General features: G+C 62.7%; 19 protein-coding genes, 1 tRNA gene and 1 pseudogene. 10 read left to right on the plus strand and 11 right to left on the minus strand.

From position 1 onward, the window contains the following. Window positions 1-17 precede the first annotated feature (17 nt). The 4 genes from mdoH to msrA form a co-directional block, all read right to left on the minus strand. Window positions 18-1,982 (minus strand): glucans biosynthesis glucosyltransferase MdoH, encoded by a 1,965-nt coding sequence (gene mdoH, locus M8231_RS02875; protein WP_249751865.1) that lies wholly within the window; start codon window positions 1,980-1,982, stop codon window positions 18-20. Between the two features lie 160 nt (window positions 1,983-2,142). After that, the gene (locus M8231_RS02880) at window positions 2,143-3,981 is read right to left on the minus strand and encodes an acyltransferase family protein (RefSeq protein ID WP_249751257.1); all 1,839 of its coding nucleotides are present in this window, start codon (window positions 3,979-3,981) and stop codon (window positions 2,143-2,145) included. Window positions 3,982-4,040: 59 nt separating this feature from the next. Continuing rightward, window positions 4,041-5,369, minus strand: coding sequence for a VOC family protein (locus M8231_RS02885; protein ID WP_249751256.1), 1,329 nt, complete (start codon window positions 5,367-5,369; stop codon window positions 4,041-4,043). Window positions 5,370-5,446: 77 nt separating this feature from the next. Next, window positions 5,447-6,097: a peptide-methionine (S)-S-oxide reductase MsrA gene (msrA, locus tag M8231_RS02890; protein WP_250202208.1), complete on the minus strand. Its 651-nt coding sequence runs from the start codon at window positions 6,095-6,097 to the stop codon at window positions 5,447-5,449. Between the two features lie 137 nt (window positions 6,098-6,234). Between msrA and M8231_RS02895 the strand changes: the two genes are divergently transcribed. Beyond that, window positions 6,235-6,324, plus strand: a tRNA-Ser gene (locus M8231_RS02895). Between the two features lie 561 nt (window positions 6,325-6,885). Here M8231_RS02895 and M8231_RS17040 read toward each other — a convergent pair. Together M8231_RS17040 and M8231_RS02905 are read right to left on the minus strand one after the other, a co-directional pair. Next, window positions 6,886-7,992, minus strand: a pseudogene (locus M8231_RS17040) (recombinase family protein); the annotation flags it as partial. A 78-nt stretch (window positions 7,993-8,070) separates the two neighbouring features. Further along, window positions 8,071-8,808 carry a hypothetical protein gene (locus tag M8231_RS02905; RefSeq protein WP_250202210.1) on the minus strand — a complete coding sequence of 246 codons (738 nt, stop codon included), beginning with the start codon at window positions 8,806-8,808 and terminating at the stop codon, window positions 8,071-8,073. Window positions 8,809-8,882: 74 nt separating this feature from the next. On the opposite strand from M8231_RS02905, the gene M8231_RS02910 reads away from it, so the two are divergent. After that, window positions 8,883-9,164 (plus strand): helix-turn-helix domain-containing protein, encoded by a 282-nt coding sequence (locus M8231_RS02910; protein WP_250202211.1) that lies wholly within the window; start codon window positions 8,883-8,885, stop codon window positions 9,162-9,164. Window positions 9,165-9,271: 107 nt separating this feature from the next. On the opposite strand, the gene M8231_RS02915 is transcribed toward M8231_RS02910, so the two are convergent. After that, the gene (locus tag M8231_RS02915; RefSeq protein ID WP_250202212.1) at window positions 9,272-9,484 is read right to left on the minus strand and encodes a hypothetical protein; all 213 of its coding nucleotides are present in this window, start codon (window positions 9,482-9,484) and stop codon (window positions 9,272-9,274) included. A 79-nt stretch (window positions 9,485-9,563) separates the two neighbouring features. Here M8231_RS02915 and M8231_RS02920 point away from each other — a divergent pair, with 79 nt between their 5' ends. Continuing rightward, complete coding sequence (locus M8231_RS02920; RefSeq protein WP_250202213.1) at window positions 9,564-10,274, plus strand: hypothetical protein; 711 nt, start codon at window positions 9,564-9,566, stop codon at window positions 10,272-10,274. Here M8231_RS02920 and M8231_RS02925 read toward each other — a convergent pair. Beyond that, a complete protein-coding gene (locus M8231_RS02925; RefSeq protein WP_250202214.1) occupies window positions 10,271-11,005 on the minus strand; it encodes a hypothetical protein in 735 nt (244 codons plus the stop codon). The genes M8231_RS02920 and M8231_RS02925 overlap by 4 nt on opposite strands. A 181-nt stretch (window positions 11,006-11,186) precedes the next feature. Between M8231_RS02925 and M8231_RS02930 the strand changes: the two genes are divergently transcribed. From M8231_RS02930 to M8231_RS02945, 4 genes are all read left to right on the plus strand, one after another. Beyond that, window positions 11,187-15,944 carry a DUF3320 domain-containing protein gene (locus M8231_RS02930; RefSeq protein WP_250202215.1) on the plus strand — a complete coding sequence of 1,586 codons (4,758 nt, stop codon included), beginning with the start codon at window positions 11,187-11,189 and terminating at the stop codon, window positions 15,942-15,944. A 23-nt stretch (window positions 15,945-15,967) separates the two neighbouring features. After that, entirely contained in the window at window positions 15,968-16,690 is a 723-nt protein-coding gene (locus tag M8231_RS02935; protein WP_250202216.1) for a transcriptional regulator, read from the plus strand. A gap of 258 nt (window positions 16,691-16,948) precedes the next feature. Then, complete coding sequence (locus M8231_RS02940; RefSeq protein WP_250202217.1) at window positions 16,949-18,154, plus strand: AAA family ATPase; 1,206 nt, start codon at window positions 16,949-16,951, stop codon at window positions 18,152-18,154. Beyond that, on the plus strand, window positions 18,155-18,760 hold the full coding sequence (locus tag M8231_RS02945; RefSeq protein ID WP_250202218.1) for a DUF4276 family protein: 606 nt from the start codon (window positions 18,155-18,157) through the stop codon (window positions 18,758-18,760). It abuts the gene before it with no gap. Between the two features lie 514 nt (window positions 18,761-19,274). Here M8231_RS02945 and M8231_RS02950 read toward each other — a convergent pair. Next, window positions 19,275-19,811: a hypothetical protein gene (locus tag M8231_RS02950; protein WP_250202219.1), complete on the minus strand. Its 537-nt coding sequence runs from the start codon at window positions 19,809-19,811 to the stop codon at window positions 19,275-19,277. Between the two features lie 465 nt (window positions 19,812-20,276). On the opposite strand from M8231_RS02950, the gene M8231_RS02955 reads away from it, so the two are divergent. After that, on the plus strand, window positions 20,277-21,671 hold the full coding sequence (locus tag M8231_RS02955; RefSeq protein WP_250202220.1) for a toll/interleukin-1 receptor domain-containing protein: 1,395 nt from the start codon (window positions 20,277-20,279) through the stop codon (window positions 21,669-21,671). Next, window positions 21,668-23,221 carry an argonaute/piwi family protein gene (locus M8231_RS02960; protein WP_250202221.1) on the plus strand — a complete coding sequence of 518 codons (1,554 nt, stop codon included), beginning with the start codon at window positions 21,668-21,670 and terminating at the stop codon, window positions 23,219-23,221. Before M8231_RS02955 ends, M8231_RS02960 begins: the two co-directional genes overlap by 4 nt. A 213-nt stretch (window positions 23,222-23,434) precedes the next feature. Here M8231_RS02960 and M8231_RS02965 read toward each other — a convergent pair whose 3' ends face one another. After that, on the minus strand, window positions 23,435-23,734 hold the full coding sequence (locus M8231_RS02965) for a hypothetical protein (protein WP_250202222.1): 300 nt from the start codon (window positions 23,732-23,734) through the stop codon (window positions 23,435-23,437). 153 nt (window positions 23,735-23,887) lie between these two features. Then, window positions 23,888-25,083, minus strand: a protein-coding gene (locus M8231_RS02970) for an IS3 family transposase (RefSeq protein WP_250201343.1) whose coding sequence is annotated in 2 segments (ribosomal slippage) — window positions 23,888-24,813 and window positions 24,813-25,083 — 1,197 coding nt in all. Because the reading frame shifts where the segments join, the coding sequence is not laid out codon by codon here. A 98-nt stretch (window positions 25,084-25,181) separates the two neighbouring features. Here M8231_RS02970 and M8231_RS02975 point away from each other — a divergent pair. Then, a complete protein-coding gene (locus M8231_RS02975) occupies window positions 25,182-25,733 on the plus strand; it encodes a hypothetical protein (protein ID WP_348521884.1) in 552 nt (183 codons plus the stop codon). Window positions 25,734-25,815: the final 82 nt, after the last annotated feature.

Genomic DNA, 25,815 nt, shown 5'->3' on the forward strand with positions numbered 1-25,815 from the left:
GCGCGCATCGGTGAGGGTTACAGTTCCGGCGCCCGGGCGGGGACCATGGCCGGCGCCACGACCGGCGCCAGCACGCCGCCGGCGACCGCGCGCAGCGGCGAGCGCGGCGCGTGCAGCACGGCCGGATTGACGCTGACGCCGTCCTGGGCCGGGGTCACCAGGAAGCCCTTGGCCGCCAGGGCGTCGCCGGCGCGCACCCGCGAGGTCCACACCGCGATCGGCGCGGCGAACAGCAGGGGCAGGACGATCGGGGCGAACCAGGTCGCCAGGTCGGGGCGCACGCACAGCGGGGCCAGGAAGGCGACGCCGGCGATCATCTGCCAGCGCATGGCGCGCAGGGCGTCGGACCAGGCCAGGCCGTCGGCCTCGCGCTGCTGGGTCGTCCAGCCCGTGTCGTGGCCGGACAGGATCTGGATGAAGGCCTTGGTGTTGGCCACCATCAGCAGGGGCGCCAGGATGGCCGACAGGGCGATCTCGGCGGCCATGCCGCGGGCCACGCCGCGACGCCCGCCGAAGGCGCGCAGTTCGGCGGGACGGCTCAGCACCAGGGCCGCGCCCATGAACTTGGGACCGATCAGCAGCACGCCCGCCAGCAGCGACGCCAGCATGAAGGGCGTGAACTGCGGGTTCAGGATGTAGAAGAAGCTGGCCCAGTCGACCGGATAGAACATCTGGATGAACAGGCCGACCATCAGCGAGGCCAGCCAGAGGGGCGACGACAGATAGGCCATGCAGCCCATCAGCAGCTGCAGGCGGCTCATGGCCGACAGGCCCTTGGCGCCGATCAGGCCCAGGTGCTGCAGATTGCCCTGGAACCAGCGGTGGTCGCGGCGGATGAAGTCGGTGATCGACGGCGGGGTCTCTTCCCACGAGCCGTCCAGGGCGGCGGTGACGTGCACGGCCCAGCCGGCGCGGCGCAGCAGGGCGGCCTCGACCACGTCGTGGCTCAGGATATGGCCGCCGAAGGGCTTCCTGCCCGGCAGGCTGGGCAGGCCGCAGCAGCCGGCGAAGGCGCGCGTGCGGATGATGGCGTTGTGGCCCCAGTAGCTGGACTCCGAGCCGGTCCAATAGGCCAGGCCCGCCGCGGCGACGCGGCCGTACAGGCGCACCGAATACTGCGACACGCGGGCGAAGACGGTGCGCGCCTTGACGATCACCGGCGCGGTCTGGATCAGGCCCACGCCCGGATTGCGCTCCATGGCGTCGATCATGCGCAGCAGGGTCTCGCCGGCCATGGTGCTGTCGGCGTCCAGCACGATCATGGTCTCATAGGCGCCGCCGAAGCGACGGACCCATTCGGCCAGGTTGCCGGCCTTGCGCTCCGCGTTGTCGGTGCGGCGGCGGTAGTAGGCCTTGGAGTTGGCGGCCAGGCGGAAGGCCTGGAACACCGACCGTTCGTCGGCGGCGGCCTCGTCCTTGGTCGAGTCGCTCAGCACGAAGATGTCGAAGGCCGAGGAGGCGCCCAGCCGCGCCAGCGAGGCGTCGATCTGGGCCAGGCGCGCGAACGAGGCGCGGGCGTCCTCGTTGTACAGCGGCATCAGCAGGGCGGTGCGGGTGCGCGGCGAGCCGGGATGGGCGGCGAAGCGCAGGTCCGCCTGGTCGCGGCCGCGCAGCATGACGATCAGGCCCATCAGGCCGCTGACGAACCAGCAGGAGATGGCGGTGATCAGCACCATGAAGATGCCGAAGGCCAGCATCTCGGTCGGATCCCAGCCCTTGCGGGCGTACAGGTAGAAGGGCGCGATCGCCGACAGCCCGGCCAGGGCCACGGTGCCCGCCAGCAGCGTCAGGCGGCGCATCAGCACGGTGCGCGGGGAGGTGGCCGGGGTCACGTCGCGCGCGGCGACGGCCGCGTCCAGCGACTGACGCGGCATGGCCAGCGGCGCCTCCTCGGGCAGCCACGACCAGTCCGGCTCACGCGGGGCCGGAGAAAGGTTCTGGATGTCAGCCCGTTCGACAGGCCGGATCGCCAGCTTGTTCATGCCGCTCAAGACGCCCCCTGATGACCCGTCGTCGTCCGGCGGGCGGAGACGACGCGGCATGCTGCATTGCAGCACCGCGCCTATACTCGATCACATTCGCGCGATTTTCAATCACGCAATGTTGATAAGCCGAAAAATATCGGGGGATCGGCCCGGCCGCCTATTCCGCCGGCCGCGAGGCGGCGACGCCGGAGGCCGCGTGGGCGGCGTCGGGCCTGAGCTTGCGCTCCAGCACCCAGGCCGCCACCCCGACCCAGCAGACCAGGACGATGGCGTAGGCGCGCTCCCACCAGCCGACATTCGCGGGATTCACGGTTCCCGGAAAGACCAGGTGTTTGGTGAACAGCGTCAGCACCGCCATGACCGCGAAGGTGACCGCCAGGAATATCTTGAGCCCGGGCAGGTCGCGCCGCGACGACAGGCCCCAGAACAGCAGCAGGGGCGCCAGCTGGATGCCCAGGCCCAGGTTGATGACCATGTGGCGCGGATCGGGCCAGGGATAGAGGGTCGACAGCGACAGCCCCGCGCCCGCCAGGACGAAGACCACGGCCGTCACCGCCCCGGCCGCGCGCGCGCCGCTGAGGGCGTAGAGGGCCAGGCCGAAGCCGATCCCGGCCAGGCCCGCCATGACGCCGGCGGCGAAGACCCCGGCGTTGAAGATGATCGGGGCCCGGGCGGTCGCCCCGCCCAGTTCGCTGAGGAACTGGGTGGCGTTGTCGAAACCGGGATAGGCGGCGCTGGCGACCAGCACCACGATCAGGGCCAGCACGGGCGCCGCGACCCCCACCGCCAGCAGGGCGCGGCGGCGGCGATAGCGCGCGCCCTCGCCGCGCCAGGCGGCGAGGTCCAGCGGCCACGGCCTTCCGTCGCGCGGCTTCAGTCCCCACAGCGGCCGGATCGGGTCGATGCGGCGCACGATCTCGTAGATCAGCAGGCTGCCCAGGAAGGTGGCGGCGATCAGCGACAGGGCCTCCAGCCCCGCCGGCAGGCGCGCCGGCCGGATGATCCACACGGCGACCACCAGCACCGTCTGGTGCGCCAGATACAGGGGAAAGGTCGCCTCGGTCAGATAGGTCAGCACGGGGCTGGACCGGTCGCGCAGCCAACGGCTGCCGAAACCCAGGATGGCGGCGATGACGGCCCACTGATCGACGCCGTACACGATGGCCTTGGGCACGCCGAAGAAGGCGCGGCCGCCGGGGTGCCAGACCTGCAGCATCATGATCGGCAGGGCCACGACCGCCAGTCCGACCGCGACCCAGCGCCAGCGCTCGAACCCCCGCCAGATCGACTCCCGCCCGACCACGGCGAAGCCGAACAGGAAGGCGCCCAGCGACAGGGCGTGGTTGTACCAGTCGAAGGGCAGGTTGTTGGTCAGGCCGAAGATCGGAAACAGGGCGATGCGGATGGCGACCAGATAGAGGATCGGCACGACCAGCAGGCGCGGGCCGCGCAGCATCCGCTCCAGCGCGTCGCCCAGGCGGTCGATCAGCCCCGCCCGGCGCCACAGCAGGATGGCCACGGCGCTGTAGGCGGCGATATAGACGACGAACCACAGGTGGTTGACCGGCACGCCGTCGGCCAGGCCGCTCCAGCCGAACTCCCGCTGCATCCAGGCCAGGTAGCCGTCCAGGCCGCCCGGCCAGTCGGCCTTGTCGCGCGCCTCGATCCACGACTGGATGGGGACCAGGACCGCCGCCCCGAACAGCAGCGGCGGCGCCAGCCGCGCAAACCGGGCGCGGGCCACCTCGCGCGGCGTGCGCCGCAGGGTCATGAACCGCAGCGCCGCCCCCGACACCAGGAACAGCAGCGTCAGCCGCCACGGATTGGTGACCAGCACCGCCTCGCGCATCCACTCGAAGGTGTGGACGCTGTGCACGTGCCAGTCATAGACGCCGTAAACCAGGCCCACGTGATACAGGATCAGCAGGCCGAAGGCGGCGACCCGAATCCAGTCCAGGTCATAACGGCGGATCGACGGGGCGGCTTGCGGGGTCACGGCGCGGTCTATGAGACCAGCGGGGTCGTCAGGCAAGCGGGCGGATCGTCTCGGCAGGTTCAGACCGCGACGGGCCGCGACACGCCCAGCGCCGTCAGCGTGTCGGCGATCGAAGCGTCCTGCTCGGCCTGGTACAGCGCCATCTCGTCCTGCACCGCGCAGCCCAGGGCGGCCTCGAATTCGGCGCGGGCCGGATCGGCCGCATAGCCGCCGTCGCGCGCCTCCGCCCCCAGGTTGGACTGGAAGATGCCCGCCGCGCTGACGGGCAGGAAGTCCTCGTATGTGATGGGCCGGGCCGCCACGTCGCCATCGGCGATCAGGGCCTCCAGGTCGCCCGACAGCCGCCCGGCGCGCGACAGGCCCTGTTCGGTCGGGACGTAGCGGAACCAGGCCAGCCCCTGGCGACGCAGGGCGGTCCAGTCGTCGGGCAGGGCCGAGAAGTCCTTGCGGGCCAGCGCCGCGTCATAAAGGGCGCGGCCGACCGGGGTCAGGGCGCAGCCGCGCTGCTCGATCTCGCCGAAGCGGGCGGTGTGGGCGCCCTCCACGGCGCCGGTCTCGCCCGGGAAGACGATCTTCTCCTGCAGCGCCTTGAAGCTGGTCTGACGCAGCAGGACGGGGCAGGCGCGGGCCGGCGGGCCCTCGATCGTCTCCTTGGGGGCGATGCCGCGGCGGGGCATTTCCGCCTGGGCCGCGTCGATGTCCAGGGTGCGCGGCGTCAGGTGGTTGATGTGCGGACCCTTGAAGCTGACCACGTCGGCGATCAGGCGATGGGCCGCGACCAGCCGGTCATAGGTCTGGGCGCTGACGGTCGCCTGGGCGTGCCAGCGGAAGGTCTCCAACAGTTCGGACACGAAACGGTCGGCCTGGTCCTCGTCCAGGCCGCCCTGGGTCTCGGCCGTGTCGATCAGGGCGCGCGCGCCCGGGGTGAAGATGTCGCGACGGGCCAGGGTCGTCTCGGCTTCCGCGCGCAGGGCGTCGTCCTCAATCAGCTCCATCCGCAACAGCGAGCAGAAGACGCGGAACGGATTGCGCCGCAGCGCCTCGGGATCGACAGGCCGGAAGGCGGTCGAATGCACCGGCACGCCGGCGGGCGCCAGGTTGTAATAGCTGACCGGCCGCATTCCCATGACGGCGAAGGCCCGCGCGATGGTCGACAGCTCCGCGGCCGTGCCGACGCGGATGGCGCCGTGCCGTTCCTCGGACAGGCGGGCCAGGTCGCCGGCCTGGTCCAGCCGCTCGGCCAGGGCCGGATCGGCCCTCAGCGCCGCCGCGTTGATGTCGGCCACCAGCGTCAGCAGTTCGCCGTACTGCGGCACCTCGGCCCGGTACATGGCCGACAGGGCCGCCGAAAAGCGGCTGCGGATTTCATCGGCGTGGACGAAGGACATGGACGGCTCCCTGATCTTTCGGGTCGTCCTACGCCTGTCGGCGGCCGGGGTGAAGCCGGCCGCCCCGGAAGCGGGCGTCAGGCGTCGACGCCGACGCCGATCGGGCAGGTCACGCCGGTGCCGCCGATGCCGCAATAGCCGTTGGGATTCTTGGCCAGATAGCCCTGGTGATAATCCTCGGCGAAATAGAAGGGCCCGGCGGGGGCGATCTCGGTGGTGATCGCGCCGCGACCGGCGGCGCTCAGCGCCGCCTGATAGGCGTCGCGCGACGCTTCGGCCTGGCGCTGCTGGTCGTCGTTCAGGGTGTAGATGGCCGAGCGGTAGGTGGTGCCGATGTCGTTGCCCTGGCGCATGCCCTGGGTCGGGTCGTGGTTTTCCCAGAAGGCCTTCAGCAGTTCGGCGTAGCTGATCTCGTTCGGATTGAACACGACCTGGACCACCTCGGCGTGACCGGTGCGGCCGGTGCAGGTCTCCTCATAGGTCGGGTTGGGCGTGATCCCGCCGGCATAGCCGACCGCGGTGACCCACACCCCCGGCAGGTTCCAGAAGATCCGCTCCACGCCCCAGAAGCAGCCCATGCCGAAGATCGCCGTCTGGAACCCCTCCGGATGCGGGCCCTTCAGCGGGCGGCCGTTGACGTAATGGACCTCGTCGGTGCGCAGGGGCTCGGCCCGGCCGGGCAGGGCGGTCTCGGCCGTGGGCAGTTCGGCGCTTTTCTGAAACAGCATGGGCTCCTCGGGAGAAGTAATGGCTCTGGCGCCCATATGGGGACTAATGAGGCGCTTGCCGAGGGGGCCGTCGTGTTCTATCAGGCCCGCCTCCCGCCGGATCGACCGTCCGGCGGCGCGCACGACGTGGCGTGAACGGACAGGTGGCGGAGTGGTCGATCGCGCACGCTTGGAAAGCGTGTGTACGTGAAAGCGTACCGAGGGTTCGAATCCCTCTCTGTCCGCCACTCCCGTTCAGAAATCTGAACACTGGAAACGTCGATGCGGGACGCAGTCGCGGCTTCGACCAAGGTGTCATTTGATCCTCGGATAGTGATCTGGTTCCTTGAAACTTCGACGTCTCGCACGATAGCGCTCGCGTAGCGGCGGGCGAGCGGAGGCGGAGCCGCGATCAATAAGCCACGCAGTGTGGCTGACAGACGCTCAGCTTCCGCCAACTCGATTGGTTGAAGCGCCTTCTGTAGCTTCGCCGAGCGGAGTTTTATCGCAGACGTCAACTTTGCCTTTTCGGTCTCCAAATCAGTCTGCATCTGGCGGACGGCCGACGACTCAGCCAGGGTCCCTTTGATTACGGCTGTGATGAGGTTTGTGAGATCCGCATTGATCGCCTTCAGCGCCATCTTCGCTGCCGCGAGGTCTTGAACGGCCACACCCTCACCGGCCCGACGGCGCTCGGCTATGGCATTGTGGAGCTTCTGAAACCGGGGGCCCTCGAGAAGTTGGCTCGAGATGGCATCCAACACCGCCTTGTCTAGTTCATCGCGTCGAACGCGCTGAGGGTCTTGGCACGCCGCAGACCCGCTTCGCGCCCTGCCAGAGCAAGCGTAGTAGTTGTAAACTATGCCTATCTTGCTTGTACCGGTCGCGGCTAACATAGGGCCACCGCATCCACCACAACGCACTAAGCCGCCGAGAATGACGTCACTGGTCGTGGTGCGCGGAGGGCGATGCTTGGGCCGACGGTTCCTCAGTCGAATCTGCGTCTCCTCGAAGTCTTCGATGGAGATTAGAGGAGGAGCTGGGCTGTAGACCCATTCGCTTTCTGGCCTGAGCCTTCCCGTCCGCTTTTCGCGCCGGTTCATCCACACCTTCCCGATATATGCTTCGTTCGTCAGAACTTTGTGGACAGCACTGACATGCCAAAGGGCGCCTGAGGGTGTTCTGTAACCTTGGCGGTTGAGATGTCCGGCGATCCCGGTCACTCCAAGTGCGTGCCCCTCGCCATCACCCTCCTTGTGCAACTTGAAGATCGTCCGGATAGTCGGAGACCATTCTGGGTCCTCCACTAGCCATCGCTTCACTTTATCCCCCAACTGGCGCGCATTCTCGGCTTTGTATCCAACAGGCGGGCGCCCGCCGTTCCAGTAGCCCTGTAGGGCGTTCTCGATGCGGGTGCGTTTCACATGCTTGGATGTTTCGCGGCTCGATTGCTCGTTGAACATCGAGATGATCTGCCTCAGCATCCATCCCGACTCCCCTTCGATATTCTCCGTCAGCGAGACGAGCTGAACCCCGGCCCGCTCTAGGTCTCTGTAACTCTTTTCAGCAAAGAACGTATCGCGGGCGAAGCGTGAGAGGCTATGGACGAACAAGACGTCGAACGGGCGCTCGGGGCTCAAGGCTCGGCTCAGGAAGCGTTCAAACTCCGGCCGCCGCTTTCCAGAGTAAGCAGACTCGGCCTCCGTGAATATTTCGGCCACATCGTAGCCTCGAGCCAAGCACGCTTTTCGAAGCTGCTTCTCCTGGTCGACAAGGGAGATTTCATTTGCGGCCTGCCGGTCGGTCGAAACGCGCAAATAGATGACGGCTTGTGGGCGGCGAGCGCAGGATGACTGAACTTTGTGGGGCATAGTGCCTGCTGACAATTGAAGGTTAGTCGAGCGGGTGGTTGTCATTCGCGGACTGGAATATCTGAAGCAGGCCGTCGATCGCAGCAACTTCGTCTGCGTGGATAGGAGTCATGCGAAGGTCCGCTATGACGACGACCCGACGGTCCCGGCCGTTGTCGTTTGCGGCTCGGACAGACGGGCGGGTGCCATCCGCGCCTCCGCTTCCGCTACGATCTGGCCAAGGCGGGCTTGGGTGAACTCCTGCCCGGACACTTGGAAGCATAAGCCAAACAGCTTGGTCGTATCGTTCATCTGTTCCGGTGTGAATCCGCTCACCGCCGACGTGTCGCCGAGCATCACCGCCTCATAAGCCAGTGCCCGACCCGCCATGCAGTCCGGCTCGTTAGCGTGCTCAATGGGAAAGATTAGAGGCTTGAAAGTGCTCCTTGCGGTGCGCTCAGGTGCCGGGTCGAGCCAAATGCCGCCTAGGGGATTGTTGGGCAGGAGGCTTCCAGAAATCGTGCGATAATCGGGGCGGGTGCAGCCAGCCTCACGCATGGCGACTTCACCCATATTGAACACGACCGTGTCCCGGTCCACGCCGTTCATGACGACAGTGAAGCCCGTTGTGCGATAGGCCGCATCCGATCGGAATCCGCAGTAAAGGATGGCGCTGTCGCCAAGGGCATAGCCCCATAGGCCTTGGATGAGTGAGCGTTCTCCGCCGGTTTGAATGTTGATGACCTGTTCGATCATCTGTCTCTGCGCCTCGGGCGAGCGAACAGCCAAAGCTTCTCGAAAATTGGATTGAGCGGCGGCCGGCGACGCCAGGGCGACGAAGACGCCAATTGTCAGTAGTGATGCCGATTTCGAGATGCCCACCGATCGCCTCCGAGATTTAATCTGTAGGCTATATCCCGTGGTTTAACGGAGGTTGAATCTGGCGCTTAGCGTCTATGAACGGGCGCGCGCTGGTCGCATGGAATCTGAGACGATTGCGGACCGAACGCGGCGTGTCTCAGGAGAGGTTAGCGGCGGACGCCGGTGTCGATCGCGCCTACGTCAGCGAACTTGAGCGCGAGCAGGGTAATGCCAGCGTCGATATGCTCGACAAGCTGGCCTCGGTCTTAGGCGTGACGGTGGGACAGTTCCTTGCGGAGATCCCCGCCGGCGCCTCCGAGATCACGCCTCTGCCGGCGGGACGGAAGCCTGTTCGTAGGGGAGCGGGCCGTTCCTGACGACCTCCACCAGCAGGCGATTCCCGGCGGGACGCAGTGTCGCGGTCAGTCTGGGCGAGGCAGTGGTTGGAAACTCGTATCGGGCGATCCGGCGCTCAATAGCAGGCCTAACGCCGGATTGGCTCCAATCCCTCGCCACCACCGCCGATCACGAACCAAGCAAACACGGTGAGGCCGATCATCGTCAGTCCCAACACGCCAAATGGTCCCACACCGGTTCGCTGGCGCCGCTTCTGGATAGCGCGGTCGATCCGCAGAACCCCCAAGGCCGCCCCGCCGATCAGCCACGCCCCGGCCATCACTATCAGCGCGTTCGTCAATCCAGTCGTCACCGGGCACCCGATTTAAGCATGCCAAGACTGTATGGGCTCCAGGCGATTCCGGCCATATCATCGCAGGATGATCACTGCTGAAGAATGCGAAGACGCTTTGACTACCGCGAGATCGCATCTCGCGGATATGGAACCGTTCCTTCCTACCAGGGTCTCTGCGGCCGATCTGAATGTATGGGCGAAGGCTCCTTACAAAGCCTTAGTTATCCGTGGCGGCTTGCTCTGGCGTAGTCAGGAACTCGGCGCTGACGCCATCGCGGCGTTCGCGGAAGAACGGCTTGCGACCGCAACGATCCTGACGCGGGCGGTGATGGAGAATGTCGCTCTTCATTGGCGGCTTGGCGACCTGATCACTCGGCGGAAAGAGACCTCGGGCGACAACCTGAGCGACACACTGACCCGCATGTTGGTTGGGTGGAAAAACGACAAAGAGTTCCCCGAAGCGTTCAACGCGCTAACCATGGTCGACCGGCTGGACAAGATCGTTCCGGGTGTCCGCGACGGCTACGATCAACTCAGCGAAATCGCCCATCCCAACTACAGCGGGGTTCATGGCCTCTACGCTCAAAACGACGAAGAGAGGTTCATCACCCATCTTGGTCCGAAGGTGCGCGAAACGACGCCTCGCCACGCCGTCCTGATGCTGGCCGCGACGCTCGGCCTTCAGCGAAACGCCGACTTGATGTTCGCCGACGCCTTTCGCGAGTGGATCAAGGAACTACCTTCGCTCGATGACGACCGACCGGCTGACGAAAGTTGGTGGGTTCCAAAAGGCTAATCGTCCAGCTTCACCGCGCTCCAAAGCCGGTCAGTAATCATCTTATCGATCTCTTCGGCGTATTCCGATGCTTTCGCGATATGCGCTTGCGCCTCGGCAATCGGCCACGGCTTCACCTGGGGTAGTTCAAACCGTTGGCGGTAGACGTAGAGGCCAGACCGTAGCTCGGAAGAGACGCGGGAGAGCCTGACGCGAATCGACGGTTCGATGAATATCCCGAATTGAATCGTGTAGTTGTGAAACTCTTGGGCCTCGCGTTCCGCGTCGGCGAACGCATAGCGCATCATGAGATCGTGGAAGACCGTCTCTTTGTCAAAACGCTTGGCATTCCTAACGGCCTGTTTCTGCTCTTCGTCAAAAGGCGTTTTGGCCAAGAGGATTTCCAAACCTTCGGGCGTGGCGTTGGACGGGTTGGCGATGGCGGGTTGGAAGCGAGCGGTCACCCGTGTCGCCGATCCCAAGGCAGTCGCCAGCAAATCCCAAGCCTTCGGTAGAACTTCGAACTCACGCTGGTGGAGCTTCGTGGCTCGGTCCAATGATCCGGCGATCTTCGCCCGGAGCCGTTCGATCTCTTGGGCTTGAACGTGTTTGAGGTCATCCATTTGGCCTTGGAAACGCTTGGTCAGCCACTTGTCGACGTAGGTTTTACCGAACCACACTGCGAATCCGCCGACGAAGGTCAGGACGACCGCAAAGCGGCCGATCCATTCGAAGATAGCGTCCCAATCCATCTAAGCGTCCTTCATCGTCGCAATAAGTTTTTTGCTACGCTCAACGATCTCGCCCATGCGGGTGTTGTTTCCCTGTTGCCAACCTAGCGCCGTAGTATCCGCGGCTACATCCCCCAGGCGACTCGCCAACGTCACAGAGCTGCTTGTAGGATCGCACCGGATGCCCTCGGGGGAGGATAATATGGCGGACGGCGACGCCGTGATTTCAATTCGTGATCGGCTGATGAAGGAGCGGAACGCGCTTCTCGATTTGTCGACCCGCAACCGGCTGCTGAACACGCCGCTGCGTACGAAGAACAACAGGGCCATCGAGATCGTGGACGAAAAGGCCGTCGAGGTCTTCCGGCTGCTGACCTCGAACAAGGCGCTGAGCTTCGTCCCCGGCGTGCAATTGAGTGAGGCTGACCGGGCCGAACTCGATCCCGACGATGATGTCACGGGTGGCATCCCCCAGCCCGATGATGATTCGCTCGATGAGCGTGGTGTCGCGGGTAGGCACACGGATATGCGCCTCCAGACCCGACTGACCTCGGAGGGCCTGCAGAAGCGGCTGTTCGACGTCTGGTATGACGCCCAAACGCTGGAGCAGGAGCAGGGCGTCAACATCCTCTACTTGGCCATCGGCCTGCTGCGCTGGTTCGACAGCGACACGTCCGACATCGCCCGGCATGCGCCCTTGGTCCTTTTGCCCGTGAAGCTGGAACGCACCAGCGCGGCCGACAAGTTCAAGCTGCGCTGGCGCGACGAACCGCCGTCCCCGAATCTGACGCTTCAAGCCAAGATGAAGGCCGAGTTCGCGCTGACGATCGAGGACTTCAAGGACGAGGACGAGGTCGATCTGACGGGATATTGCGCCCGCATCGCGGAGACGGTGTCCAGCCACAAGCGCTGGGAGGTTCTGCCCGACGCCATGGTGCTGGGCTTCTTCTCTTTCTCAAAGTTTCTGATGTATCGGGATCTCGACCCAGACAACTGGCCCGCCGAAGCCGGCATCGACAGCCGCGAGATGATCGGCGCCCTGCTGCGCGACGGCTTCCCGGAGAGCGCTCCTCTCGTCGGCGAGCACGACGCCATCGACGACATTATCAAGCCGCTCGAACTCCATCACGTTGTCGACGCCGACAGTTCGCAGACGGTGGTCATCGCCGAGGCCGCCGGCGGACGGTCCTTGGTGGTCAAGGGGCCGCCCGGCACGGGCAAGTCGCAGACCATCACCAACATCATCGCCGCCGCCGTGGCGCGCGGGAAGAAGGTCCTGTTCGTCGCCGAGAAGATGGCGGCTCTGGATGTCGTCCACCGACGTCTCAAGCAGGTCGGACTCGGCCCGCTGACGCTCGAACTCCACTCCAACAAGGTCAACAAGCGCACCGTCCTGGAAGAACTGAAGCGGACGCGCGACGCTCAGCACAGGCCGGCGCGGGGGGACCTGAGCGTCATCGACAAACTGGGCGAGGCGAGCGGCGCTCTCAACGCATTCGCCAAGCGCTTGCACGAGCCTTTGAAGCCCAGCGGCCTGACACCCCAGACGATCTTGGGACTGCTGGCCCGCTCCCAGGAATCCACTGCGCCCGCCGGCTATGTCCTAAATGGTGCGGACCTGTGGGACCGAGCGGACGTCGCCGCACGGCGCGAGGTCATCGCTGATGTGGCTGAACGATCTCGTGCTCTGGGTCCTGTGCCGGCGAATGTGTGGCGCGGTGTGCGCCGGGACGCCATAGACCCAGTCGAACGTCAGGCGCTCGGGGATCGCATTCGGACGCTGGGGACCACAAAGGCCGAGGCCGAGCAACACGCCGCCATCAGCGTTGAGGTTCTGGGCGCCGAAGCGCCTAAGTCGGTGGCCGATCTGAAGCGTTCAATGGCGTGTCTCTCGGTAACGCCTCTGCCATCGGGGCTCGATCGTCAGGAGCTGACGTCGACCACATGGAACGACCCAGACGCCCTCCAGCGCTTGATTGAAGCTGGGCGCGCCTATGTAGCCGCGTGGGCGAACGCCGAGCAGGCATTCAACCAGACCGGTCAAGCCGCCCATTTCGGCGCCATCCGCACCGCGATCGTCACCAAGGGCACCGGCCTGTTCCGCTTCCTTGACAGCGACTATCGAGCCCAGATCGCGCTTCTTCGATCCTACCTGACCGCGCCCCTGCCCAAGACTCCTGCCGAGCGGATCGCGCTGGTTGACCGCATAACGGCTGCCCAAACCGCAAAGGCTTCCTTCATTGCCGCCGAGCCGGCCGGAGCCGCCTTCGGCTCGGCTTGGAAGGGAGAGCGATCGGACTGGGGGCAACTCGAAGGCATCCTGGCCTGGCGTCGCATCCACGAAGCCCTGCCGCAGGCCGTCTGGGCGCGGTTGTCGGAAGTCGATGATACGACGGGGATTGAGAAAGCGCGGGTTGGCCTGTCAAAGGTTCTGCCGGACCTGGAAACGCGCTTGGACGCGATCGTCGCTGATCTCGATCTCGATCTCAAACGCGCCTTCGGGGTCAGCACCACATCCGCCATCGCGCTCGATGTTCTCGCCAGCCGTCTGAGGGAATGGCTTGAGGACCTTGAAGGCATCAGCCGCTTCATCGCCTTCGCATCACGCGCCAGAGCCCTGAGCGATCTCGGCGCCAGCAGCCTGGTCGATGGACTGCACGATGGTCAACTCGACCACAAGACGCTCGGCCCGGCCTTCGAGCGCGCCTACGCGGAAGTCCTGCGCGTCACGCTCTTCACGGCGTGGCCCGAACTGCGCGCCTTCGATGGCGATGGCCACAACAATCAGGTGGCCTCGTTCCGGCAGCTCGATAAGGCCCGCATCGGTCTCGCCCAGGAACAGATCGTCGCCGCACACGCCGAAGGACGTCCGCGCGGAGCCAGCGGCATAGGACCGCTCGGCGTCCTCAACGCGGAGATGGCTAAAAGGAGAGGCCATAAACCCATCCGCGTCCTGCTGGACCAGGCCGGACCTGCGATTCAGCAACTCAAGCCCGTCTTCATGATGAGCCCGCTGTCGGTCGCCCAATTCCTGAAGCCGGGCGGCATCCAGTTCGACCTTCTGGTCATGGACGAAGCCAGCCAGATCGAGCCTGTCGACTCCCTGGGCGCCATCGCTCGCGTCAACCAGATCGTCGTCGTCGGCGACGAGCGCCAGTTGCCGCCGACCGCCTTCTTCAAGAAGCTGACAGGCGAGGAAGACCCCGAGGAAACCGACGACGGGATCACCATCCAGGCCAAGGACGCTGAAAGCATCCTTGAACTTTGCCTGGCCAAGGGCGTCCCACACCGGATGCTGAGTTGGCACTACCGTTCCAAACACCAGTCCCTGATCGCCGTCTCCAATCGCGAGTTCTACGAGAACAAGCTGTTCATCGTGCCCAGCCCCTATGACGCCGTCGCCGGCATGGGGCTGAAGTTCAACCTGATGAAGGACACCGCCTACGATAGGGGCGGCACACGGACGAACCCCAAGGAAGCCAAGGCCGTCGCCGAGGCGGTCATCCACCACGCCCGGACAAGCCCGGAGCAGACCTTGGGCGTCGCCACCTTTTCGGTCGCGCAGCGGCAGGCGATCCTGAAAGAACTGGAACTGTTGCGCCGAGCCAACCCTGACGTCGAGGACTTCTTCAGCGGCGCGTCCAACGAGCCCTTCTTCGTCAAGAACCTAGAGAACATTCAGGGGGACGAGCGCGACGTCATCTTCATCTCGGTGGGCTACGGCAAGACGGAGACCGGGTATCTGGCCCACGCCTTCGGCCCTCTGAGCGGCGAAGGCGGTGAGCGGCGTCTGAACGTCCTGATCTCGCGGGCGAAGCTGCGGTGCGAGGTCTTCTGCAACTTCACCGGCGCCGACATCGACCTCGAACGGTCCAGGGCCAGGGGCGTCACGGCTCTCAAGCTGTTCCTGACATTCGCCGAGACCGGCCACTTCGGTCTCGGCGAAGTCACCGGCGAGGATTTCGACAGCGAATTCGAAATCCAAGTTTGCGAGCGGCTCCAAGGCCTGGGCTACGACGTCAAGCGCCAGATCGGCGCGTCCGGCTTCCGAGTCGATCTCGCCGTGTCGGACCCAGACAAGCCGGGCCGGTTCACCCTCGGTATCGAGTGCGATGGAGCCCAGTTCCATTCGTCGCGATCAGCGCGCGACCGCGATCGCCTACGTCAGCAAGTCTTGGAAGCCCACGGCTGGATCATCCATCGGGTCTGGAGCGCAGACTGGTATCTCCGTCCACAGGCCGAACTGAAGAAGATCGAGGACGCCATCGCCGCCGCCAGAGCCGAGTGGGCTGCGCGTGACGAAGACGGCTACAAGCCTGCCCGCGCCGTGCCGGTCTCCTTCGAGGCGGAACGAGTTGATGACTACGAGGTCGTCACGGCGGTGATGGAGGCTGGGTCGACGTTTGTGTCGGACCGCAATCTGTATGTCGAGGCCGATTTCCCTGTGAACCGCGAGGTTGAACCGCACGAGACGTCGCTCGCCCAGATGGCCGCCTATGTCGTCAAGGTCGTCGAAGCCGAAGGGCCCGTCCATCTGGACGAGATCATCGCGCGCATCCGTATCCTCTGGGGCTTGGGCCGGGCAGGGTCTCGCATCCGCGCGGCTGTTGAACGGGCCGCAAAGGCGGCTTCCCAGCACGGCTTGATCGTGGGCGGCCCTTTCTACGCGATGCCCGACCATGCTGTTGTCGGCCGGGATCGATCGATGGTGACGTCGCAGTCGCTGCGTAAGCCCGAAGCCCTGCCGCCGGCAGAGATCGATCAAATGCTCCTGACGATCATCGACGCCAACTACGGCGCCGGCCGTGATGATCTCGTCCAGGCTGCGTCGAGGGCCTTCGGTTTCTCGGCCACCAGCGCTCAGTTGAAGGAAGTTCTTCAAGCCGGCGTCAGCCGTCTCGAAGACACTGGCGTCGTGACGATCAAGGGCGGCCTGATCGTGCGGAAGGTCCCGGCATGAGTTGGGTAAGCCTTGATCACTTCGTGACCGTCAAGGCGGCACTGGGGACACAGGCCGCCGCGACCCGGTTCCTGAATGTGGGCGGGAAAGCGTCTGTCGCCGGCACCGATGACAGCGCCGAAATGGCGTGCGCCACCGACATGGCGGAGACTGCTCCTATCGTCTTCCATTTAGTCTACGAGGATGCGGCCGGAAACGTGTCGCAACGAATCGTCACGGTCCGCAAGATCGAGACAGGTCCCTCGGGTCCGCTGCTGCTGTGCTTCTGCCACCTGCGCCAACGCGCGCGCCGCTTTTCCTTGGACAGGGTGCTCGAGGTCTTCGATGTCTCGACCGGCCAGGTCCACGGCGACCCGACCTCCTTCTTCCTAAGTCATCCTCTGCTGGCCATCGCCGAGAGCCATGAGGATCGCGCCATCCGCCTTTGTGCTGATGATCTCACGATCCTAACCGTCGTTGGAGCGGCGGATGGTCGGTTTGACCCTGACGAACAAGACCAACTGCTGATCCATGTGTTCGATCGTTACGAAGACGGCGCCTTGGACGAAGACCTGTTGCGAGGCCGCCTATCTCTACTGACGCCCGATTACGCCAGTTTCTTCAATTCACTGTCTCGCGTCAGACCAGAAGACGGGCGGCTTCTTAGGCGATCGCTGAGACGCATGGTTGACGCGGATGGTCAGATCGATCCGGCGGAACTGGTTTTCGTTGAGACGATTGAAGCGCGCCTAGATGGAACCCGTTGACCATTCGACCGAGTGGAGACGGCACGATAGTGGCCTTCATGAACGACCGCTCTTAGAGTGGGGGGGGGATGGAGCCACTTGGCTGGACCCGCAACAGCGCTGGCGTACGGAACGGCTGTGCTTTCCGCAATCATTGGAGGTATTGCGGGCCGTAATCCAATCTTCAGCGTGGCGCTTGGAGTGAATGGTAGCTACGGATGGAGGCCGCCGGTCCCGGGTAGATCAGGGGTGTCCGGGCGAGGATGATGAGGTGCGCATTTGATAATTCACGCAGACATCTACCACTACAAGAGTATAGCCGAGGCACACGTTGATTTCACAGATGTGAACGTCATTGTCGGCATGAATGGTGTTGGAAAAAGCAACGTCGTTGACGCTATATCTTTCATATCCGACTGTTTATCAGAAGATCTGGATACAGCCATAACTCGCCGGCATGGTATCGAGAGTGTTCGCCAATGGTCTAGAACTCGACCATATCATGTCACTATTGAGCTTCATATTCGCAATCGGTCGGGTAGCGGAAGATTAAAGGTAACCATTGAATCTGGAAGGGGGGGCGTTTTCTCCGTAGGTGAGGAAGAGGCTCATTGGCAAGGATTCCATCCTTTTGGCGTGTCAATAAATGACGAGGAGCCAAGAACATTTACCTCTTCCTATAGAAGGCTGAAAACCGGGAAGGTTGAATACAGTACGGACGTAGATGAGTACACAAATCGGGTAAAAGATTATTCACCGTATCCGCTTGCGCCAACAGATCTTCTGGCCACAAGTATTGTGGGCTCGTATCGCGGTTTTGAATCACTTCTATTCGGGGAATTGCTCGCCGAAATTAAGGATTTCGTGCCATACTCGATATACCCAAACACGCTCAGGCAGCCTCAAATCGTCTCAAAGGAAGAGTCTCTTCTTCCTGATGGCTCAAATATGGCTTCTATCGTCAAGACGATCAATAGTGGGCATAAGCGGAATAAGGAATCCCTTTTAGACGCCCTGAAAGTGGTGCTTCCAATATCTACAGACATTCTCGTTAAATCTGCGGGGGGATATTATGTACCCGTCATTCAAGTGCGAGAGCCGTCGGGTGATCAACACCAACTGAACATGTCCCAGGTGTCGGACGGAACACTGCGGGTTTTGGGAATTTTATCGGCTCTATATCAGGTTAATGCTCCAGCCCTGATTGCGTTGGAGGAACCGGAGCAGATGGTTCACCCAGGAGTGCTCCCGGTGATCTCTGATGCTGTGGCTGATTTTGTGTCGAAGTCGGGTCCGGGCCGTCAGGTATTTGTAACAACCCATAGCCCAGTCTTGCTAGATCAGTTCCCCCCTGAGTCTATAATATGGGCTAATTTCAATAACGGCGTCACCGAATGCGGAAGGGTTAGTGATCGTCAAATGTCTCTTATTAAGCGGCAGCTGTTCACTGCCGGGGAGATCCTTACCTCGGAAGGATTCTTCTAAGTGCCGTCTATCGCTATGATCGTTGAGGGACCCGGAGACATAAGCGCGTTTCCCACATTGGTTGCTAAAACCGGCGCTATGTTTGGAATGGACCTGTTCGCAAACAAGCCGATCAAAGCAGGGGGTTATCACCGCTTGGCGTTGCCGGGGCAGGTGGAGCGTTTCGTCGAGATGGCGGCGGGGAGAGAGGGCATTGATAGCGTCATGATCGCTGTCGATCTTGATGATGGTTGCCCGAGGGACGCTGCCGATTCGCTGAGAAGACGCGCAGAGAGTGTAAGTCAACTCTTCGGCAAACCCATAAAGTTAAGCTTTTGCGTAAGAGAATATGAGAGTTGGATTCTGCATGATCTTGCTAACTTGAAAGCGTTCGCCGCCGAGTATAATTGGGATGCGAATTATGTTTGCAACTCACCGGAACAAAAAAGAGGCGCTAAAGAGGCTGTGGAGAAGGCCATACAGCGCAAATATAAGGAGATTTCAGATCAGCAAGCTCTGACAAAAAAACTGAATCTCAAAACAGTATACGTTGCGAGTCGCTCGTATCGCAAGTTCTGCAAGGAGGTGACAGGTCTATCGTATGGTCAAATGGCGGCCTTCATGTAAACCGACCGCGAGTCCTATTGATTAACTGGGCCTTCAAGCCCCCAACCATCGTAGGGGCTCATCGGTGCTTGGGAACGCCTTCTGAGCGCGGGGCCGTCGCCGGTACATCGATCGGCACGAGCTTCCCATGTGGGGGCGTAGTGGTGGTTCACGAGGGCTCGGCGGGCGGTGGGAATCAAACCTCATTCGGTACCTGTCTCGCGGAGCCTGGGCGGTGCGTGGACCAATGATGGCTGGGCCCTTGCCGCCCTCACTCTGGCTTCGGTGTGGCATCGGCGATCTAGCCACCCTCTTTGACGGCATGGACATAAATTGGGGGCGGGCACGCGTGGACATGCGACCCGTCTACCTAACTGCCCCGCTGTTGATGGCGCTTCAGATCTCGGTCTGCGGCGATGGCCACCGGCGCACAGGTGACTATGTTCGAAGCGCCCACAGTCCGGTTGCATAGTTAAGCGGGGGCCTCCCAACCGTGGCGACCTCCGACCGGACGGGCCAGTGACTTGCCGATCGGTCACCGGTCGCGAACGAGCCTCTCTGCAAGATCGTTACAGCCTTGGATACTAAACTTGTCCGGCAGGGCGGTGGCGACTTGGTTCCAGATTTTCATTCCATGCCAGGATAAGAATCGTTGGGCCTCTCGAGAAGGTAATGATGGCGTGGCGCTAGCGACTTGTTGTGACACGTGACCTAGAAATTCGCGTGTCGCGGCTTGGCGCGAAGGATCACTGGCGTTCGAGGGGAGTAGGGGGCAAACCTTTTCCCATTCGGTGTCGGACAAGCAGACACGCGTTGGAGGCCCATCGATGGTGCCGTCGCGCTGGTTGAGCTTCACCGCAGCCCAGCGGCGCTCGCCCCGTACCGATCCTGCAGCGACCGCCGTGCCGGCTTTTGTCATCTCATAAATGCGCCGCACAACGCGTTTCCGTTGCAGCACCGCATCTTCGGTCTCGAAAACATCACCTTCCGCATCGATGATGTCGACAATCTCCCGGGCGGTCAGAGGTGTTGGCGCATTGGACAGAACCCAGTTGATGGATTTCGTCAGCAATCCAGCTCCGCCTCTTTTGTAACGCCCTGATAATGCTATTATTTCCCAGTTCTCATTTTCATCCTGTACGCCCCGCCACTCATGTTGTTTTTACACAAGTTTTTGAGGGCTTCAGGCGGTCACCCACCAATAGACTATCAACGGCGGTGCGCTTGAATTTGCGCTTAATTGCCTCGTTCAAGACGCCTTAGGCTTGTTCAAGGTCCGTGAGCCGACGGAACGTGGACGGTTTTCGCCTGAGCAAGTCTCTAATGAGCCAGAGCGGACATTCTCTAGCGCCCGGAGATGCGACATCCGGAGTGAGCTCGATATGCTCCGTCAGAGCCGCAGGAAATGACTGCGATGAACCTCAGGGTGGATTTGCGGGTCAAGCGATAGCGCTCCGCGCAAAAAATTCGTTCGCAATTTGTTCGCGAGACAAATCGTGTTAGCCCATAGGGCGGTGAACACCTGAGCACATGGAATATGCATTCGGCTGAACAGAAATCCTCGCGGACCGTGATCTTTATTAGCAAAGGCACGCCAAATGACGACGAGTTTGTTCTTTGGCTAGCACCTCGACTTGAGGCGGCGGGCTATCAGGTCTTCGCAGACATACTTTGTCTTGAAGCGGGAGACCGGTGGCGCAAGGTCCTTACCGGTACGCTTCAGAATCGGGCGGCCAAGATGCTGTTGTGCTGCAACGATGTGACGCTGAATAAGGATGGTGTTCAGGAGGAAATCGGCATTGCCTCGGACCTCGTTCGCGAGTTGGCCGATCCGAACTTCATCATCCCCCTGCGCCTCGAGCCCTACAAGAAGGTCTTCGGCATAGGCGAGTTGCAATGGGTCGATTTCTCGGACCGCTGGGCGGAGGGCCTCAACCGACTACTGGAAACGCTTGAGAAGCAGCAGGCTCCCTGTGACCCAGAGAGGCCCACTATCAGCCAGCATTGGGAGCAATATCGAAAGCGCGCTTCCATTGAGGTCAAAAATGAACCCGAGACGCTGACCAGCAACTGGCTACGCATCGTCGAGGGGCCTTCCTTCGTTCGGTATTTTAAGGCGTCCGGTGTCGTTAGCCGGGACGCTCTGCGCAACGCCGTCAAGACGTTCGGCTATCCGGCGGAAGTCTACAATCAAGGCTTCTTCACCTTTGCCAACTGCCTCGACGTGGTTGAACATTTCGGCGGCACAGGAAGGTTCACCCTGGCTTTTGAAACCGGCGTCATGGAGTTTGTTCAGGAAGGGCTGATCGACGACTACGGCCTCTATCGCCGCGAAGCGTCCAACTTCGTCATGTCGATGTTGCGCTTGGCGTGGAACAACAAGTGCAAGGCCTTGGGGCTTCTGGAATATAAGTGGTCAAAGGCGAGCGGCTTCCACGCCACAAAAGACGTTGCGCCCGTCGGCAAAAAATTTAGTTGGGGGCGTCAGGGCGACAAACGCTCGTCCATGCTGCGGAACATCGCGAAGGGACATGTCTGGCAGTACGGTATCAGCGCCCAGCCAGCCTTTTGGCCCTATCCGCATCTGAAGCTGAAGGCGCGGGTCTTGTTCGCGGAAGAGACAAACGGCGAGGCGGGCCCGGCGATTGACGACAAGAAGAGGCAGCACCGTCTGCGTCGCCGCGTCTGCAAGGGTTGGCGAAACAAGCAATGGTACGGCAGGCAGATGGCCCTGCTGGAGCTTATGTCCGGCGAATCGGCGTTCATCAGCTTAGATGTCGCTTCCGATGCGTCGTTCACTCTCGATGCAACGCCCATTCCCTTCACTATGCCGGTGACGACCGCCCTACCGAGCATTCTCGGCGACGAGGATGAAGAGACCGACGAGTCCACCATCTACGCATCGCGTCCAGAGATGGAGGAGGTGGAATGAAGTTCCCCGAGAAATCCTTGCCCACACTCTTCATTGAAGAGCCGCCGCTTGAGTTTGCCTACGGCCAGACCTGTCCGAGCCCGAAGGACGGCCTTTATCTCTATGGTCCACATCAACGCCCAAAACGGGCCAAGGAAATACGTGTCGGCATTGTCGGCACGACCGCCGGTATCGGCTACTTCAAGGCTTGGGCCGAAAAGCTGAAACGACGGGTCCATGTGCCCCCGCCCGGTAAAACGGACAAACCCAACCGGCTCCACCTGGCCGACTTCCCGGGCATCGAAGAAGCGTTCGCGATCTCCTACACGGTCGATGATTTCGTCTGCTACTCGCTGGAAAAATCGCACATCACCGACGCGACGAGCCTGCTGAACCAGCATGAGGCCGTCGCAAAAACGGTCGCGCTCTATGCCGACAAGGTCAAACGTCATGACAAGGACGAGGAACAGGCGATCGATGTCTGGGTGTTCGTCCTGCCAGAAGAAATCTTCGAGCGCTGCAAACCGGAAGCGAAACGGACCGGCGTTCCAAAACTGAGGGGAGAGTTTGCAGGTCGGCAAAAAGAACGGTTCGACGCTCCGCTCTTCGCCGGCATTCTCGACCAGGCCGAGGAAGCCTTTTTTGATGATGTCCCTGATTTTCACCGACAGGTGAAGGCGCAGTTTTTGAAGCTCGGCCACACCACTCAGATGCTCCGAGAGACAACGCTAGCCCCGGAGGAGTTTACGAACGCGGCGGGCTATCCGACTCGCAAGACGCAAGATCCGGCGACCATCGCGTGGAACCTGGCCACCGGCTTGTACTATAAAACCCAGCCATCACCGCCGTGGAAGCTATCCGGGATACGGCCTGGGGTTTGCTATGTCGGCCTCGTCTACAAGGTCATCCCGAACGACAAGCGCGACTTCGTTTGCTGCGCCGCGCAGATGTTTTTGAGCGAGGGCGACGGTGTCGTCTTCCGTGGCGCAAACGGCCCGTGGAAGACCAGCGATTACGAGTTCCATCTTGGCGCCGAGGCAGCCAAATCTCTTATGGAGATGGTCATCGCGGCCTATCGCGAGAAGCACAATGAGAACCCCCGCGAGATTTTCATCCACGGGCGCACCTTCTTCAACAACAAGGAATGGGAGGCGTTCGCCTCGGCTGTGCCGGAGGGCACGAACGTCGTTGGCGTCCGTATCCAATCAACCGACGGCGACGTGAAGCTCTACCGCGACGGGGACTACCCGGTGCTGCGGGGGTCGGCCGTCGTTCTCGATGACCGGAACGCTTATCTCTGGACCAACGGGTACGCGCCGCAGCTTGATACCTACATAGGTCCCGAGACGCCTAATCCGCTGTTCGTTTCGGTTCTGCGTAGCAAAGAAGCTTTTCCCAAGATCGAAGGCGTGCTCCGCGACATCATGGGTTTGACGAAAATCAACTACAACGCCTGCAACTTCAACGACAGCCTCCCGGTCACCGTTCGGTTCGCGGATAAAGTCGGTGACGTGCTGGTTATGGGATCCGCAAAAGATGCGGAAAGGCAGCCCTTCAAGTTCTACGTCTGAGTTCCCGAAACGGGCCTTGGTGGCTGGTTCTAGGTTCCGATGCGCGCTTCGGGGCAGACCTTCCGAAGGTCAGCAATGAGTCAGAACTTGCTGTCCGACGCCTTGTCGCCGCCGGCGGCGTTCGCATTCCCGCCCCTCCGATGCAAAGCTCTCCCCCGGATGCAGAAATGCGTCCACAATGGAACGGGCGGGCAAAGCCCGCCCGTTCCTGTCTTACCTACGCTGCAGCATGGCCTCGGCCTGCGCAAGCGCTGTCCGCGCCTTCTCGAGCGCCTCGCGCATAACCGCCGCCTCTCGCCTGAGGTAAGGGCCCGCGGGCGGAAGCAGATCCGCCGCCGCCGGAGGGATGTCTCTGAACTTCTTTCCAGACGCGATCTCTCCAATCCGGCCACCGTTGACGCCAAACCAGGCGGCGATGTCGTGCTGGCGGTCGCCTCGGGAAAGCATGCCTTTAACGATGGCGGCGTCGGTTTCGTCGAGAGTGACGCCGCTCGGGGGAGCTCTATGTCGCATCGCTTCCTCCATCACGCTGCGGCCGCCGCGGCCGAGCGCTTGAGCAGCTCGGTCTCGAAAGCGTCCACGACCAGATCATAGGAGCCTTCGTTCTTGCCGATCTTTTGCGGATCAGCCCGTGGTCTGCCCCCATGGGGTGATCCGGTTTCGATGTTAGTTCATGGGCGGGCCTGACGCCATGGTTGGGTTGGGCGAGCGCGCGCCTTCAAGCGCTGGCGCGCTCGCCCACGGCACGATGTTTCCGGCGCGAGGGATGAGGGCTTCCGGTGCTGGCGGTCGGTACTTCAGGGCGCTGTGCGGTCGCACGGCGTTGAAGTGACGCCGCCACGCCTCGATCAGCACCTGAGCCTCGGCCAGACTGAAGAAGGTCTCGCCGTTCAGCAGTTCATCCCGGAGCTTGGAGTTGAAGCTCTCGCAGTAGCCGTTCTCCCAGGGACTACCGGGTTCGATGTAGGCCGTCTGAGAGCCGACGGCGGCGATCCATTCACGCAGGGTGGTGGCGATGAACTCCGGTCCGTTGTCGGACCGCACATAGGCCGGCGGCCCGCGCAGTATCATCAGGTCCGCCAGGGTCTCTAGCACGTCGGTGGAGTTGAGCCTGCGCTTGACCCGGATCGCCAGAGCCTCGCGCGTGAACTCATCAATCACGCAGAGCATGCGGAACTTCCTGCCGTCCTGGGTGCGATCCTCGACGAAGTCGTAAGACCAGACATGGTTGGGCCGCTCGGCGCGCAGCCGCACGCACGACCCGTCATTGAGCCAGAGCCGGCCGCGTTTCGGCTGTTTCTGCGGGACCTTCAGCCCTTCCCGTCGCCAGATCCGCTGAACCCTTTTGGCGTTCACCGACCAGCCCGCCTGATGCAGCAGCGCCGTGATCCGGCGGTAGCCGTAACGGCCATAGGTCGCCGCCAGTGCGGTGATGGCCGCCGTCAGGGCCGCCTCGTCGGTGCGGCCCCTCGGCGTCTTTCGCTGGGTTGAGCGATGCTGTCGGAGCACCGCGCAGGCGCGCCGCTCCGACACCTTCAACTCGGTCCGCACCTTGTCGATGCAGGCCCGGCGACGGGCAGGGCTCAGAAGTTTCCCCGCGCCGCCTCCGACAGGATCAGCTTGTCCAGCGTCAGGTCCGACACCGCCCGACGAAGCCGGGCGTTCTCCAGCTCCAGCGCCTTCATCCGTTTGACCTGATCGGTCTTCATCCCGCCGAACTCCGCTCGCCAGCGGAAGTAGGTCGTCTCCGTCACCGCTATCGTCTTCACCGCCTCCGCGATCGATTTGCCTTGCCCGGTCAACACTTCAACCTGGCGCAGCTTGGCGATGATCTCTTCGGGCTTGTGACGCTTCCTGGCCATCCTTGGCTCCATCCGTTCCGGTCCGCAGACCAACATAAGGGATGGATCACTTCAAAGGGCGCAGACCACGGTTTCACTGTGACGGACAGAGCGTCCACATGGCGGCGGGCGAGGCGTGGATCTTCGACAACTGGCGCCGTCACCACGTGGTGAACGGCTCGGATGCGGATCGCATCCATCTGGTCGCGGACACCACCGGCACCGCCGCCTTCTGGCGGTTCGCGTGCGACCGCCCGCCGCCGCGCGCGCAGTGGCGGGTCATGCCCTGGAACCCTGACCCCGCCCCGCGCCTGCTCACCGAAAGCGACCAGCGCTTTCCGGTCATGCCCGCGGCCGAGGTTCAGTTGCTGATCGACGACTTGCGCGCAGAGCTGACGACGGCGGTCGATACGTCGGACGCCCGGCTCCGCATGAGCCGATTTGATCTGTTGCTGGAAAGCTTCGTCCAGGATTGGCGCCAGCTCTGCGCGCTGCACGGCGTCGGCGGGCGCGCCCGATCCGATTTCGTCCGCCTGGCCGAAGCCGTGCGCCAGGCCGCCGCGCCCCTCGCCGCCGGGCTGGTGATGCGCACCAACAACGCCGGCGCCCTGCTGGTGCTCGAAAAGCGGGTCCTGCAGCATCTGGTCGTCGCGGACGAGGCGCGCGCATGATCCGCCCTGGGTCGACCGAGAGGCGCCGAGCGCGCAAATTTCACAGAGCCGCCATAGTCGGCCGCGACGGCCGTTCGGTAAG

The sequence above is a fragment of the Brevundimonas albigilva genome (assembly GCF_023573565.1).
Taxonomy (GTDB): domain Bacteria; phylum Pseudomonadota; class Alphaproteobacteria; order Caulobacterales; family Caulobacteraceae; genus Brevundimonas; species Brevundimonas albigilva.